Here is a 13,459-nt window from a genome sequence, read left to right on the forward strand (position 1 = left end):
GGACCCAAGTTCCGTTGATCAGCCCTTGGCTTGGACCGACTCACGCCCCAGCAAACTCCCTATCGCCGCCAGCAACACCTCTTCCTGGTACGGCTTCCCGAAGTAGGCATTCACCCCCAGCCCCAGCGCATAATTGCGGTGCTTGTCCGCCGTCCGCGACGTGATCATGATGATCGGTACCCCCTGCGTCGCCGCGCTGCCGCGGATCTGGCGCGTCAGGTCGAAGCCGTCCATGCGCGGCATCTCGATATCGACCAGCATCAGGTCCGGCACGCCCTGCCCGACCAGTTCCAGCGCCTCGACGCCGTCCTTGGCCAGCAGCACCCGGTAGCCTTCGCGCTCCAGCAGGCGCTGGGTGACCTTGCGCACGGTGATCGAATCGTCGACCACCATCACCAGCGGCAGCGGCGCCTGCGGCGCGGCCTCCGGCTGCGCGCCCCGGGCCTTGCGCGGCTGCTGGGCCAGCGCCACCGGGTCCAGGATCAGGACGATCTCGCCCGAGCCCAGCACCGTGGCCCCGGCGATGCCCGGCACGCGCGCCAGCTGCGGGCCGATGTTCTTGACCACCACTTCGCGGTTGCCCACCACCTCGCCGATGCGCAGCGCGATACGGCGGCTGCCGCTGTTGAGCACCATGACGGGATTCGAACGCTGCACCGGCAGGCGTTCGCCCTCGTCACCCAGCAGGTCGGGCAATTCGTGCAGCGCCAGGGTGTCGGCGCCGAGCGCCAGCTTGCCCTCCTGCAGGGCCGCGTCCAGGTCCGCGTCGCGCACCTGCAGCATCTGTTCCACCAGGGTCGCCGGGATCGCATAGCTGCGGCCGCCGTTCGACACCAGCACCACCTGGGCCACCGCCAGGGTCAGGGGCAGGTGGATGGTGAAGCGCGTGCCCTGCCCCGGCGTGGTGTCGACCGCGACGCGGCCGCCCAGGAGCTGGGCTTCGGAACGCACCACGTCCATGCCGACGCCGCGCCCGGCCAGCTCGGTCAGGGTATCGGCGGTCGAAAAGCCCGGTTCGAAAATCAGTTCGGCCGCATCCTGGTCCGAGACTTCGTCCAGCTCGCCCAGCAGGCCCACGGCGATCGCCTTGGCGCGGATACGCTCGAGGTCCAGGCCGGCGCCGTCGTCGCTGAACTGCATCACGACTTCGTTGCCGTGCTGGCTGACCTGCACCAGCATGTCGCCGGTCTCGGGCTTGCCCGCGGCCTGGCGCATGGCGCGCGGCTCGATGCCGTGCACGATCGCGTTGCGCAGCAGGTGCTCGAAGGGCGCGGCCATCTGCTCCAGCACGCCGCGGTCGACCTCGACCGAGCCGCCGCGGATGTCCAGGTTGACGCGCTTGTCGGTTTCCTTGGCGGTCTGGCGCGCCACCCGGAACAGGCGCTCGGACAGGCTCGCGAAAGGCACCATGCGCACCCGCATCAGGTCGCGCTGCAGGTCGCGCGTCAGGCGCGACTGGGCCGCCAGCTCCTCGGCCGCGCTGTCGACGGTGCGGCCGATGGTCTCCTGGAAGGAGGCGACGTCGTTGACGCTCTCGGCCAGCATGCGGGTCAGTTCCTGCAGCCGGGTGAAGCGGTCGAATTCGAGCGGGTCGAATTCGCGCTCGCCCGCGATCGACAGGCGCGAAGCGATCTGCGACTCGGCCTGCATCTCGATCTCGCGCAACTGGCGGCGCAGGCGCGCCACGTTGTCCGAGAAGTCGTTCAGCGAGCCCTTGATGGTCTCGACCTGGGTCTCGAGCTTGGAGCGCGTGATCGACACCTCGCCGGCCTGGTTCACCACACGGTCGAGGATGTCGGCGCGCACCCGCACCAGCGGCTGGCGTGCGCCCGGCTGCTCGGCCGCGGCCGGCGCACCAAGGGCTTCCTGCGGCTGGGCGGTGGCTTGCGGCTGCTGGAGCTGCTCGAACAGCAGCAGCGCCTGGTCGTAGCTGGCCAGCAGCTCGTCGAAGGCGGCCGGGCCGGCGCTCCCGGCGTGCGCCAGGTTCTCGATCTGGGTCTCGAGTTCGTGGGTGTGCTGGCCCAGGCGCATCGCGCCCGCCATGCGCGCGCTGCCCTTGACCGTGTGCAGGGCGCGCTGCAGGCCCTGGGCGATGGCCATGTCCTGGGGATGCTGCTGCCACTGGCGCAGGCCGTTGCCGATCTGCGGCAGCAGGTCGGTCGCCTCTTCCAGGAACACCGGCAGCAGGTCCGGGTCCAGCTCGTCCGCGAAGACAGGGACGGCGGCCAGCACGGGCTCCACGTCTTCCTGGGGCCCTGCCTGCATCTCGGCCTGCATCTCGGCCTGTGTTTCGGCAGGCGCTTCGGGCTCGGGCTCGGGCTCGGGCTCAGTTTCAAGCAGCACCGCTTCATCCGGCGTGACCGCCACGAATGCGGTCTCGTCCAGCTCGGGCACGAACTCCTCGATATCCGGCACCGGAGCCAGCGACGGCGCGGCGGGCGCAGCCTGGTCCAGGGCGGGGGCCGCGAACGGATCGTCGAGGAAGAGATCGAACACGCCATCGACCTCGCTGGTATCCGGCGCGGAACTGGCCGCGGGCGCCGCCACCGGGGCCTCGAAGGCCGGCGGCGCGGCCACCAGGCTGTCGTAGGCGGCCGCGAACAGGATGTCGAGCTGCTGCGCCAGCGCGGGGTCGGCTTCGCCGTACACGGAGGCCGCCTGCTGGCTGGCCACGCGCTCGCGCAGCGCCGCCAGCTGGCCGATCAGGTCGGGCTGTTCCGGCGCCAGCTCGCCCAGGCCGAATACCTGCAGCATGGTGCGCATGCGCGCCAGGGTCGTGTCCAGCACGGCCAGCTCGGCGTTCTCGACCACGGCGCCGGGCGCCGCCAGCTTGTCCAGGGTGAGCTCCAGCGCCTGCGCCACGTCGCGCAGCGCCTGGTAGCCCACCGTGCCCGAGGTGCCGGCCAGGGTGTGCACCGCCTTCAGGCCGTCGTTCGACACCGTGCGGCGCGGTTCTTCGCGCCAGGCCGCGAATTCGTCTGCCAGGACCTGCAGCAGCTGCTCGGCCTCGGGCAGGTAGATGTGGTACAGCGCTTCCGGCACCTCCAGGTCGCCGATGCGCTTGATGCGGTCGCGCGCTTCTTGCGCGGCCGGCAGTTCGAGCTGCTGGTCGAGCACGGGAATCTCTTCGTCCAGCAGTGGCGGCGGCTCCGCTTGCACGGTCTCCGGCGCCTCGAAGGGGCCGCCTTCCTGCACCCGCGCGGCCGCCTCGATCAGGGCCGCGCCGTCACGCGCCGGTGTGCGCCCTGCGGCCAGCTCGGCCACCCAGGCCTCCAGCTCGGCATGGGCGTGGGCCAGCAGCGCCAGCAGGCCGGCGCTGGCCGGACGGCTGTCGGCCAGCCACACGTTCATCACGCGCTCGACGGCGGCGCTGGTGGCGGCGAAGTCTTCCAGCTCCACCATGCGGCTGCTGCCCTTGAGCGTGTGGAAGGAGCGGCGCAGCAGGGTCAGTGTTTCCTGGTTGCCCGGATCGTCCGCGGCGCGCGGCAGGTGCTCGGCCACGAAGCCCAGCACTTCCTGCGCTTCGCCGATGAAGATCCCGAGCAGCTCGGCCTCGATGCTGGTCTCCATGGCGGCGCTGGCCGGCGGCGCCTCGGGCGCCGGCTCGACGAATTCGTAGGGCAGCTCGCGCAGCAGGCGCTTGTCCTCGTCGAAGGTGAAGCGTCCTTTTGCCGCCTCGCTGTCCTGGGCCAGCAGGTCGGCGAAGAAACCCAGGGCGCCGATGTTCTGGGCGATGTTGTGCAGGGCCGCGTGCTGGCTGGTGACGTCGCCTTCGTAGTCGGCCAGCATGCGCACCTCGCCGGCGACGTGCTGCGTGGCGCGCACAGCCTGCTCGAGGTCGAGGATGGCGAAGGCGCCCTGCAGCTGGTGCAGCACCGGCGTGCTCTGCTCCAGCACCTGGCGTTTGGCCGGGTCGTCGTAGTACTCGTCGAGCAGCTTTTCGATCTGGCGCAGGCCGGTCTTGATCTCGTTCGCCAGCACGGCCACGGTCTGGCCCTGCTGGATCTGGCGCGCCAGTTCGCCCTGCCAGTGCGTGGCGTCGGGCGGGGTTTCGCCCGCGGCCAGGGCCAGCAGGCGCGCGCCCACCGCTTCGGCGTTCTCGGCGAAGTCCTGGGGCAGCTGGCGCAGCTGGTCCAGGCCGTTCTCGACGAACAGCATGGCGGCCGCCATCTCCAGGCCGAACTGGTCGCTGCGGCCCGATGACATCGAGTCGGTCGCGGCGCGTCCCAGCTCGCGCAGCAGCTGGGCCAGCGCGGGCGCGCCCAGCTTTTCGCTGGCGCCGGCCAGCCGCGCCAGGGCGTCGTTGAAGTCGTCCTCGACCACCGCGTCCGCCTCGTGGGCGATGCGGTCCCAGTCCGACTTGGTGCGGGCCAGGGCTTCGCGCGCTTCCTTCAGCGCGGCCGGGTCGATCTTGCCGTAGCGGCGCGCGGCGTAGTCGGGCGGCACCGCGCCCTCGAGCCCCAGGGCCTGGCGCAGGCGCTGCGCTTCAGGGCCAGGGGCCGGCGCCGCGGCCACGAAGAACAGGGCGTCGCGCAGCATGGCGTCGGGCGTGCCGCCCTGCCCCTGCGACAGGCGGCGCGCCTGCAGGTTGATCTGGCCGAACAGCTGCTTGGCATACAGGTCGCTCTCGACCTGGCCTTCGGCCACCACGGCGGCGAAGGCATGCATGGCCTGCCAGAACAGGCGTGAGCGCGGCTCCGTCTGCCCGGCCGCGACCGGCGCGATGGCCTCGGCCATGCCGGCGGCATGCAGCCGGATCTGCTCGGGGTCGCTGCTTTTCAGGTAAGGCAGGAGCGACTTCTCGAAGCGCGCGCGGCAGGCCGCGACGTCGACGGGGCCGCGCTCCCCCTCGAAAGGAAGATCCGGCAAGACCGACAAATCGAGCATCAGGAGGTCGGACGGGTGGATGCGCTGCACGCCCAGGCGTTCCTGGAGGTCGCGGAAATACGGGAACAGGCGCGCCGGCTGCTGGGGCGCCCCGGCCAGGAGCTCGTCCAGGTATTCGCCCAGGGCGCCGTAGGCGTCCTGCAGCAGCTTCGCGTTGTCCTCGGTGCAGGGCAGCAGGCCGTCCTTGAGGCGGTCGAGCAGCTGCTCGGCCGCGCCGGTGAAGGCGCCCACGCCCTCGACGTCCACCATCTGCAGCGCGCCGTGCGCCTGGTGCAGGTGGGTCTTGGCATGCAGCAGCAGGGTCGGCTGGGCTTCCGGGCTGCGGCCGGCGGCGTCGCGCACCGCGTTGCCGGAGCGGGCCAGGGCGTCGCGGATCTCGCCGATCACCCAGGACAGCGGGCCGGTATCGAATCCTCCTGCACGGGTCGATGTGGTCGTCATGCCAACAGTTTATCAGGACGCGACGCGGAAGCGCGACACCGAGTCCTTCAGCTCCTGGGCCAGGCCGGCCAGCTCGCGGATCGACTGGGCGGTCTGGCGCGTGCCCTGCTGGGTGTTTTCGGTCACTTCCAGGATGTGGCGCATGTTGTGCGCCACGCTGTTGGCCGAGGTGGCCTGCAGGCCGGTGGCGTAGGACATGCCCTGGATCAGCTCCGCCAGGCGGTTCGAGACGCGCGAGATATCGGCCAGCGCGGCGCCGGCCGCATCCGACAGGCGCGCGCCCTCGACCACGCCCTGGGTCGACTTTTCCATTGCCGCCACCGCGTCGTGGGTGTCGGCCTGGATCGTGCGCACCAGGGCGCCGATGCCCTTGGCCGCTTCCGCCGAGCGTTCCGCCAGGCGCTGCACTTCTTCCGCCACCACCGAGAAACCGCGTCCGGCCTCGCCGGCCGAGGCGGCCTGGATCGCGGCGTTCAGCGCCAGCACATTGGTCTGCTCGGTGATGTCCGAGATCAGGTCGGTGATCTCGCCGATCTCCTGCGAGGATTCGCCCAGGCGCTTGATGCGCTTCGAGGTTTCCTGGATCTGCTCGCGGATCTCGTGCATGCCGAGGATCGCGTTCTGCACCGCCGTCGCGCCCTGCTCCGCCGCCGCCACCGACTGGCGCGCGACGTCGGCCGATTCGAGCGCCGAGCGCGACACGTCGGTGATCTCGCCGGCCATGCGCAGCACGGTGCTGGAAGCATCCTGGATTTCCTTCGACTGCTGCTCGGCCGCGCCCAGCAGGCGGGTCGACACGGCCTGGGCGCCGCTCGAGGCGCGCGTGACCTGCTCGGCGGTGGTAATCACGCGCACCACCAGGCCGCGCAGCTCTTCCACCGTGTAGTTGACCGAGTCGGCGATGGCGCCGGTGATGTCCTCGGAGACGGTGGCGTGCACGGTCAGGTCGCCGTCCGCCACTTCCTGCAGTTCGTTCATCAGGCGCAGGATCGCGGCCTGGTTGGCGTCGTTGGTGGCCTTGGCTTCTTCTTCCTTGGCCTGGGCCAGCTGGCGCATGGCCTCGGCTTCGCGGCGGCGCGCGTCCAGGCCGCGGGTGCGGTTGCGCGAGTCCTGCAGCATCACGCGCGAGATGCTGCCGCCCATCGCCAGGGTAAAGATCGAGGCCCCGACCAGGACCCACAGCCAGGGGCTGCCGGCGCCCTGGGCCAGGCGGTAGTCGGCCTGCAGGCGGCCCAGCATGGCGCTCAGTTGTTCGTTGTCGCGCGCGATGGTCTGCTCGGCGCTGCGCGCGGCGTGGAAGTGATCGATATTGCTCTGCAGGGAAGCGACGGTCGACTGGAAGGCGCGGAAACCCTCGCGCGCCTTGGCCAGGCGTTCGCGCAAGCCGGCGTCGGCCAGCGGGGCCAGGCCCAGCGCGGCGCTGCCGTCCAGCAGGCCGTCCACGAGGGCGCCCAGCGCGGTGGCGTCGCGCGCGATCGATTCGGCCGCGCCGCTGCGCGGCGCGCCCGGCGTCACGAAGGCGTGCGCGCCGGCGGCCAGGCTTTGCGTCAGGTTCATCATGCGGCCCAGGGCCGCGACTTCGCGCGCGCTGCCGCCGCGCTCGGTGCGCTGGTCGAGCAGGGTGTCGGCGATCGCCAGCAGTTCCGGGCTGAAGCTTTCGAGCTGGGCCAGGCTGGCGCCATAGCCCGTCAGGTGACGCTTGTTCTTGGCCAGCACGGCGGCGGCCTTGTCGGAGGCGCTCCATTTGGCGCGCGCCTTGGCGACCAGGCTTGCGGCCTCGCCGGTGGCGGCCGGGATGTCGCCGGCGGGCGAATTGCCGCCGCGCGCCAGCAGCTGCAGGTTGCGGCCCAGGTCGGCGCGGCTGATTTCCAGCTGGGCCACGGCGGCGCTGTCGCCGCGCAGCGCCTTGGGCGCCGCCTTGCCCAGGCGGTGGGCGTTCATCAGGGCGTCGCTCGCGGTCTGACTCTGGCCCGCCGCGTCGGCGTTGTGGGCGGCGTTCTGCCACATCGACAGCACGGTCAGCAGGATGCCGGCCGCGAAGGCGCCCAGCAGCAGGCGCAGCTGGCGCGGCAGCGACAGGTGGCCGATCAGCGGCAGGCGCAGGTCGTCGAGGGCGCCGGTGTCCTCGGGCGTGGGTGCGCCCTTGCGGTGGCGGATGTTGCCCAGTCGGCGCGCCGCCGCTTCGGCGGAACCGCCCGCCGCCGGCGCCGCCGCTGCAGCCGCGGCAACGACGCCGGGACCGAACTGGGTGTCTGGCGAGGACAGCACGGTGTCGTCGTCCGCGCTCTCCCTGCTGATGAAGTTGGTGGCAAGTTTCGAGGCGAATCCCATTCCGGCTCCCGGTGCTGCTGTTCGTTGTCGGCGCGTGCGCCTGGTGTCTGTTTGGTCTGTTTACATGCCGACGTGCAGGAAGCGCTCTTCCCGCACCAGCGCCGCCAGCGACAGCGGCTTCCATGTGCTGCCTTCGGCGTCGCGCAGGGTGTCGCCCTCGCGTTCCATCGCGCCGGCCTGGCGCAAGCCGTACACCTGGTCGACCCGCAGCGCGCAGTTGAAGCCCAGCGCCGGCGAGAAGGTGACCAGGCGTCCCGTATTCGCGGGGGCGGCCGGGGCTTCCGGGTCGAGATAGCGCGCCAGGTCGATCACGCCCAGCAGCGCGCCGCGCACGTTGACCAGGCCGAGGTACCAGGGCCGGGTCAGGGGAACGGGGGTAAGCGCGCCGAGCGCCACGATTTCGCCGGCTTCGGTCAGGTCGAGCAGCCAGCGCGCGCCGCCGATGCCCAGGCCCAGCTGGTGCACCCGTTCGCCACTGCCGCTTTTCGCGGCCTGCATGCGCTCCAGCAGTTCTTCCTGGTAGGCGCGCAGGCGGATGCGGCGCGCAAGCTCGGCCTGGGAATCGGCTCCCTGCCCGGATTCTTCCTCGCCGGCGCCCGGCTGCATCATGCGCTCACGCGCACCGGCATGGCGGCCGGCTCGGCGCCGATGGCGGCGATGCTGGCCAGCAGCTGCTGGGGGTTGACCGGCTTGACCAGGTAGTCCCTGGCGCCCTGGCGCATGCCCCAGATGCGGTCGGTCTCCTGGCTCTTGCTGCTGCAGATGATGACCGGGACCTTGGCCAGCTCGGGATCGCGGGCGATCGCGCGCGTGACCTGGAAGCCGTTCGCCCCCGGCATGACGACGTCCATCAGGATCAGTTCCGGGCGCTCGGCGCGGATGCGCTCCAGCGCCTCTTCGCCGTTGACGGCGGTGCTGACGGCGTACCCGTGCTTGACCAGGATGTCGGTCAGGTAGAAGCGTTCGGTCGGGGAATCGTCGACGATGAGAATCTTGTGTATGGCCACATTGGGCTCCGGGGAATCTGTCAGGGCTTGCCGGCCGTGTGGTCGCGCACGGCGGCCAGCAGGCTGTCTTTGGAAAACGGTTTGGTCAGGTAGGCGCTGGCGCCCACCATGGCTCCGCGCGCGCGGTCGAACAGGCCGTCCTTGGACGACAGCATCAGCACCGGCGTGGCGGAAAAACGCGCGCTCTTCTTGATCAGGGCGCAGGTCTGGTAGCCATCCAGGCGCGGCATCAGGATATCGCAGAACACCAGCGCGGGGTGGTGGTCGTTGATCTTGGCCAGCGCGTCGAAGCCGTCCTCGGCCAGCACCACCTGGTAGCCGGCCTGGGTCAGGAAGATCTCGGCGGAGCGGCGGATCGTGCTGCTGTCGTCGATCACCATGATGGTCAGGCCCGTCGGTTGCGGGGAAGTCGTCATTTTCGTTTCACTTCAGCATGAAGCGCCACGATAGCACAGGGCCCTCCCCTTGTGCGCGAAGTGTTGCGCTGCGTCAACTGAGCTGTTTCACTCTCCGGCGCAGCGCCGGGCGCATCAGATCGCCGTCATCTCGAAGTCGTCCTTGCGCGCGCCGCACTCCGGGCAGGTCCAGTTCATCGGCACGTCGGCCCAGCGGGTGCCGGGGGCGATACCGTCATCGGGGGCGCCGGCTTCTTCGTCATAGACCCAGCCGCAGATCAGGCACATCCAGGTCTGGAAAGCCGCCGTCGATTCAGTACTCACAGTTTTGTTCCTTCTATCTAGTAAAATGCGGAATCAGGTATCTTAATCTACCCGTCGTGCAAAACCAACCGTTACCCCTCATCCTGACGTTCGGCCTCTGCGATCCAGTCGGTGCACTGGGCGTGCAAGCGGACGTGGCCGCCTTCGCCGCGCTGGGATGCCACGCATTGACGGCTGTCGCCGGCCTGCTGGTTTCGGACAGCGCGCGCGTGGAAAACCTTCACGAAGTCGACAGCGACTGGATGGCCGACCAGGCCCGCACCCTGCTCGAGGACATGCCGGTGGCCGCCTTCAAGGTCGGCGCCGTTCCCAGCGCCCTGCACCTGGCCGCGATCGCCGAAATCGTCTCGGACTATCCCGACGCGCCCCTGATCCTCGACCCTTTCCTCACCTCGCTGCCGGACGCCGGCATGGGCGACGAGGAGATGATGTCGGCCCTGATCTCGATCCTGTCCCCGCAGGCCACCTGCCTGATCCTGTCGCAGTCGGAACTGGGCCGCATGGCCGAGACCTGGCGCGAAGGCGGCGACGGCACGCTGGAACAGGACGTGGCCGAACTGACATCGTCCGGCCTGCAGTACGTGCTGGTGACCGGCACCCGCGACGAAGGCGGCGCCTGCCACAACACCCTGTTCGACCGCGACGGCGAAGTCGCGCGCGTGAGCTGGCAGCACCTGCCCGGCCCCTTCATCGGCGCCGGCAACACCTATTCGGCGGCCTTCACCGCGCTGATGGCGCGCGGCTTCGACGCGCCCACGGCCCTGGAAGTCGCCCAGGAATACACCACCGGAGCGCTCGAGCACGCGCAGCGCTTCGGCATGGGTAAATTCATCCCCAGCAAATTCTACCGGCCCTAGGCGTCCGCCCGGCCTTCACCCCTTGCCACCATGACCACAGAACAAGCCAGTTCCAAGAACGATCTCCTGTTTGCCCGCGCCCAGCAATCCACCCCCGGCGGCGTCAATTCGCCGGTGCGCGCCTTCCGCTCGGTGGGCGGCACGCCGCGCTTCATCACCCGCGCCGACGGCCCGTATTTCTGGGACGCGGACGGCAAGCGCTACATCGACTACATCGGTTCCTGGGGTCCGGCCATCGTCGGCCACGCCCACCCGCAGGTGGTGAAGGCGGTGCAGGACGCGGCCGCCAGGGGCCTGTCCTTCGGCGCCCCGACCGAGGGCGAGATCGAGATCGCCGAGGAACTGTGCCGCCTGGTGCCGTCGCTGGAGCAGGTGCGCCTGGTCTCGTCCGGCACCGAGGCGACCATGAGCGCCCTGCGCCTGGCGCGCGGCGCCACCGGCCGCGACAAGATCGTCAAGTTCGAAGGCTGCTACCACGGCCACGCCGATTCGCTGCTGGTGAAGGCCGGCAGCGGCCTGCTCACCTTCGGCAACCCGACATCAAGCGGCGTGCCGGAAGACTTCGTCAAGCACACCCTGGTCCTGGACTACAACAACGTCCCGCAGCTGGAAGACGCCTTCGCCTCGATGGGCGACACCATCGCCTGCGTGATCGTGGAGCCGGTGGCCGGCAACATGAACCTGATCCGCGCCACGCAGGAATTCCTGCAGCGCATGCGCGAGCTGTGCACTGAACACGGCGCGGTCCTGATCTTCGACGAAGTGATGTGCGGCTTCCGCGTGGGCCTGGGCGGCGCCCAGGAACTGTATGGCATCACGCCCGACCTGACCGCGCTGGGCAAGGTGATCGGCGGCGGCATGCCGGTGGCGGCCTTCGGCGGCCGCGCGGACCTGATGCAGAAGATGGCGCCGATCGGCCCCGTATACCAGGCCGGCACCCTGTCGGGCAACCCGGTGGCGGTGGCGGCCGGCATGACCACCCTGAAGCTGGTGCAGGAGCCGGGCTTCTACGACCAGCTCAGCGCCCAGACCGCCAAGCTGGTCGACGGCTTGAGCGCGGCGGCCAAGGAGGCCGGCGTGACCTTCTGCGCCGACTCCGTGGGCGGCATGTTCGGCATGTACTTCTCGGCCGGCGTGCCCTCGACCTACGCCCAGATGATGGCGGGCGACAAGGAGCGCTTCAACCGCTTCTTCCACGGCATGCTGGACGAAGGCGTGTACTTCGCCCCGGCCATGTTCGAGGCGGGCTTCGTCTCGGCGCGGCACGACGACGCGGTGATCGCCGAGACTGTGGAAGCGGCGCGGCGCGTGTTCAAGAAGATCGCCTGAATATCCTTAGGGTTGGCGGCTTCGCCGCCGACGCGGTGATAGCCGACGCAGGGTGAACGCGTCGGCGGCAGAGCCGCCAACCCTGCGACGCCTATTTCAGCCAGCCGCGCCGGTAGAAGTACAGCAGCGGCGCGATCGCCGTGGTGGCCATCAAGGCCATGGCGAAGGGATAGCCGAAGCGCCAGTTCAGCTCCGGCATCAGGGTGAAGTTCATGCCGTACATGCTGGCGATCAGGGTCGGCGGCAGGAAGCACACCGAGGCCACCGAGAAGATCTTGATGATCTTGTTCTGGTTAATGTTGATGAAGCCGACGGTGGCGTCCATCAGGAAGTTGACCTTGTCGAACAGGAAAGAGGTGTGGCCGTCCAGGGATTCGATGTCGCGCAGGATCTGGCGCGCCTCCTCGAACTGGTCCGCGTTCAGCAGCCGGCCGCGCATCAGGAAGCTGACCGCGCGGCGGGTGTCCATCATGTTGCGGCGGATACGGCCGTTCAAGTCTTCCTCGTGCGCGATCGCGTTCAGCGCGGCGGCCGCGTCCTGGTCGGTGAATTCCTTCTGCAGCACCCGCATCGACACTTCTTCCAGGCTCTCGTAGATGCCTTCGAGCGCGTCCGCCGAGTATTCGGCATCGGTCGCGTACAGGTCGAGCAGCACGTCCATGTAGTCTTCGATCGAGCCCGGACGCGAACGCGCGCGCATGCGCACCAGCCGGAACACCGGCAGGTCGTCGCTATGCATGGAGAACAGCTTTTTACCGGACAGGATGAACGCGACCGTCACGACCCGCGAAGGGCCGTCCTCTTCTTCCAGCAGGAAATCGGTGCGCAGGTGCAGGTCGCCGTTCTCGGCTTCGTAGTAGCGCGCCGATGCCTCGATGTCCTGCACTTCGTCCTCGTCCGGCAAAGTGACGCCATAGGCGGCCTTGACCCAGGTGCGCTCTTCCTCGGTCGGATCCGTCAGGTCGACCCAGACGGGAGCGACGTTCTCGAGATCCTCGTGCGAGGCGATCGTTACCTGGTTCAGTCGGCCATTTTGTAGGACAAATACGTTGATCATGCGCTTTTTCTCGGCCGGATACGAAAACTAGCGCAAGTGTAACCGAGAGGCCCCGAACGCGGCCACCCCGTAACGACAATTTCCGGGGAAAATCGCCCTGCTTTCCTTATGGAAGATCGGCAAAGCGCATTTGTCGCTGGATGGCGTTGGTCCGGCGCACCAGGTAGTTGGTCGTGCGGTGTTTGTCGTAGTAGCGCGGATTCGGCAGCATCACGGCCAGGCGCGCCGCCTGGGCCGAACTCAGGTTGGCGGCCGAGGTCTTGAAGTAATGGCGCGCCGCCGCCTCGGCGCCGAACACGCCGCGGCCGTACTCGACCACGTTGAGGTAGACCTCGAGGATGCGCTTCTTGCTCATCACCGTCTCGAGCATGAAGGTGATCACCATTTCCTGGGCCTTGCGCAGGTAGCTGCGCGAGCCGGACAGGAACAAGTTCTTGGCCAGCTGCTGGGTGATGGTCGAGCCGCCGCCGACCACCTTGCTGCGCCGGTTGTTGCGCTCGTAGGCGCGTTCGATCGCTTCCCAGTCCACGCCGCCGTGGTCGCTGAAATTGGCGTCTTCCGAGGCCACCACCGCGCGCTTGAGGTTGTTCGAGATGCGCTCGTAGGGCACCCACTGGTGCTTGAGCTTGGCGTTCGGGTTCTTTTCCCGCAGCTCGGACAGCTGCTGGCGCATGAAGCTGGTCGAGGACGGATTGAACATCGCGTACCAGCACACCATGCCGAAGAAATACAGCTGGATCGCCAGCACCAGCAGGATCGGGCCGAGGAAGATCCACTTGACCCAGCGCGAGGCTCGGCGAGACCCACTTGACTTACGCGTTTTGCTCATCG

The 13,459-nt window shown here is 69.1% G+C and carries 10 protein-coding genes; 2 read left to right on the forward strand and 8 right to left on the reverse strand.

Annotation, left to right across the window (positions count from 1 at the left end):
* Window positions 1–18: 18 nt before the first annotated feature.
* The 6 genes from V7778_RS06220 to V7778_RS06245 all read right to left on the reverse strand — a co-directional run bounded on the left by V7778_RS06220 (window position 19) and on the right by V7778_RS06245 (window position 9,349).
* On the reverse strand, window positions 19–5,328 hold the full coding sequence (locus tag V7778_RS06220) for a hybrid sensor histidine kinase/response regulator (protein ID WP_335552844.1): 5,310 nt from the start codon (window positions 5,326–5,328) through the stop codon (window positions 19–21).
* Window positions 5,329–5,340: 12 nt separating this feature from the next.
* Window positions 5,341–7,659, reverse strand: coding sequence for a methyl-accepting chemotaxis protein (locus tag V7778_RS06225; protein WP_335552846.1), 2,319 nt, complete (start codon window positions 7,657–7,659; stop codon window positions 5,341–5,343).
* Between the two features lie 60 nt (window positions 7,660–7,719).
* Window positions 7,720–8,268, reverse strand: a complete 549-nt coding sequence (locus V7778_RS06230) for a chemotaxis protein CheW (protein ID WP_335552848.1) — start codon at window positions 8,266–8,268, stop codon at window positions 7,720–7,722.
* A complete protein-coding gene (locus tag V7778_RS06235; protein WP_335552850.1) occupies window positions 8,265–8,666 on the reverse strand; it encodes a response regulator transcription factor in 402 nt (133 codons plus the stop codon). Before V7778_RS06235 ends, V7778_RS06230 begins: the two co-directional genes overlap by 4 nt.
* 20 nt (window positions 8,667–8,686) lie before the next feature.
* Entirely contained in the window at window positions 8,687–9,082 is a 396-nt protein-coding gene (locus V7778_RS06240) for a response regulator (protein ID WP_335552852.1), read from the reverse strand.
* Between the two features lie 114 nt (window positions 9,083–9,196).
* Entirely contained in the window at window positions 9,197–9,349 is a 153-nt protein-coding gene (locus tag V7778_RS06245; protein WP_136221333.1) for a rubredoxin, read from the reverse strand.
* A 92-nt stretch (window positions 9,350–9,441) separates the two neighbouring features.
* On the opposite strand from V7778_RS06245, the gene thiD reads away from it, so the two are divergent.
* Window positions 9,442–10,242 carry a bifunctional hydroxymethylpyrimidine kinase/phosphomethylpyrimidine kinase gene (thiD, locus tag V7778_RS06250; RefSeq protein WP_335552854.1) on the forward strand — a complete coding sequence of 267 codons (801 nt, stop codon included), beginning with the start codon at window positions 9,442–9,444 and terminating at the stop codon, window positions 10,240–10,242.
* Window positions 10,243–10,272: 30 nt separating this feature from the next.
* Complete coding sequence (hemL, locus tag V7778_RS06255; protein ID WP_335552856.1) at window positions 10,273–11,571, forward strand: glutamate-1-semialdehyde 2,1-aminomutase; 1,299 nt, start codon at window positions 10,273–10,275, stop codon at window positions 11,569–11,571.
* A gap of 91 nt (window positions 11,572–11,662) precedes the next feature.
* On the opposite strand, the gene corA is transcribed toward hemL, so the two are convergent.
* Together corA and mtgA are read right to left on the reverse strand one after the other, a co-directional pair.
* Window positions 11,663–12,628 carry a magnesium/cobalt transporter CorA gene (gene corA / locus V7778_RS06260; RefSeq protein WP_211522498.1) on the reverse strand — a complete coding sequence of 322 codons (966 nt, stop codon included), beginning with the start codon at window positions 12,626–12,628 and terminating at the stop codon, window positions 11,663–11,665.
* A 106-nt stretch (window positions 12,629–12,734) separates the two neighbouring features.
* Complete coding sequence (gene mtgA, locus V7778_RS06265) at window positions 12,735–13,457, reverse strand: monofunctional biosynthetic peptidoglycan transglycosylase (RefSeq protein WP_335552860.1); 723 nt, start codon at window positions 13,455–13,457, stop codon at window positions 12,735–12,737.
* Between the last annotated feature and the right edge of the window lie 2 nt (window positions 13,458–13,459).

The sequence above is a fragment of the Massilia sp. DD77 genome, assembly GCF_036961685.1.
Classification (GTDB): domain Bacteria; phylum Pseudomonadota; class Gammaproteobacteria; order Burkholderiales; family Burkholderiaceae_D; genus Telluria.

Excerpts from the sequence above, each read along its gene's own strand:
- V7778_RS06220 (WP_335552844.1), bottom strand. The coding sequence starts at position 5,328 with ATGACGACCACATCGACCCGTGCAGGAGGATTCGATACCGGCCCGCTG.
- V7778_RS06225 (WP_335552846.1), bottom strand. The coding sequence starts at position 7,659 with ATGGGATTCGCCTCGAAACTTGCCACCAACTTCATCAGCAGGGAGAGC.
- V7778_RS06230 (WP_335552848.1), bottom strand. The coding sequence starts at position 8,268 with ATGATGCAGCCGGGCGCCGGCGAGGAAGAATCCGGGCAGGGAGCCGAT.
- V7778_RS06240 (WP_335552852.1), bottom strand. The coding sequence starts at position 9,082 with ATGACGACTTCCCCGCAACCGACGGGCCTGACCATCATGGTGATCGAC.
- V7778_RS06245 (WP_136221333.1), bottom strand. The coding sequence starts at position 9,349 with ATGTGCCTGATCTGCGGCTGGGTCTATGACGAAGAAGCCGGCGCCCCC.
- hemL (WP_335552856.1), top strand. The coding sequence starts at position 10,273 with ATGACCACAGAACAAGCCAGTTCCAAGAACGATCTCCTGTTTGCCCGC.
- corA (WP_211522498.1), bottom strand. The coding sequence starts at position 12,628 with ATGATCAACGTATTTGTCCTACAAAATGGCCGACTGAACCAGGTAACG.
- mtgA (WP_335552860.1), bottom strand. The coding sequence starts at position 13,457 with ATGAGCAAAACGCGTAAGTCAAGTGGGTCTCGCCGAGCCTCGCGCTGG.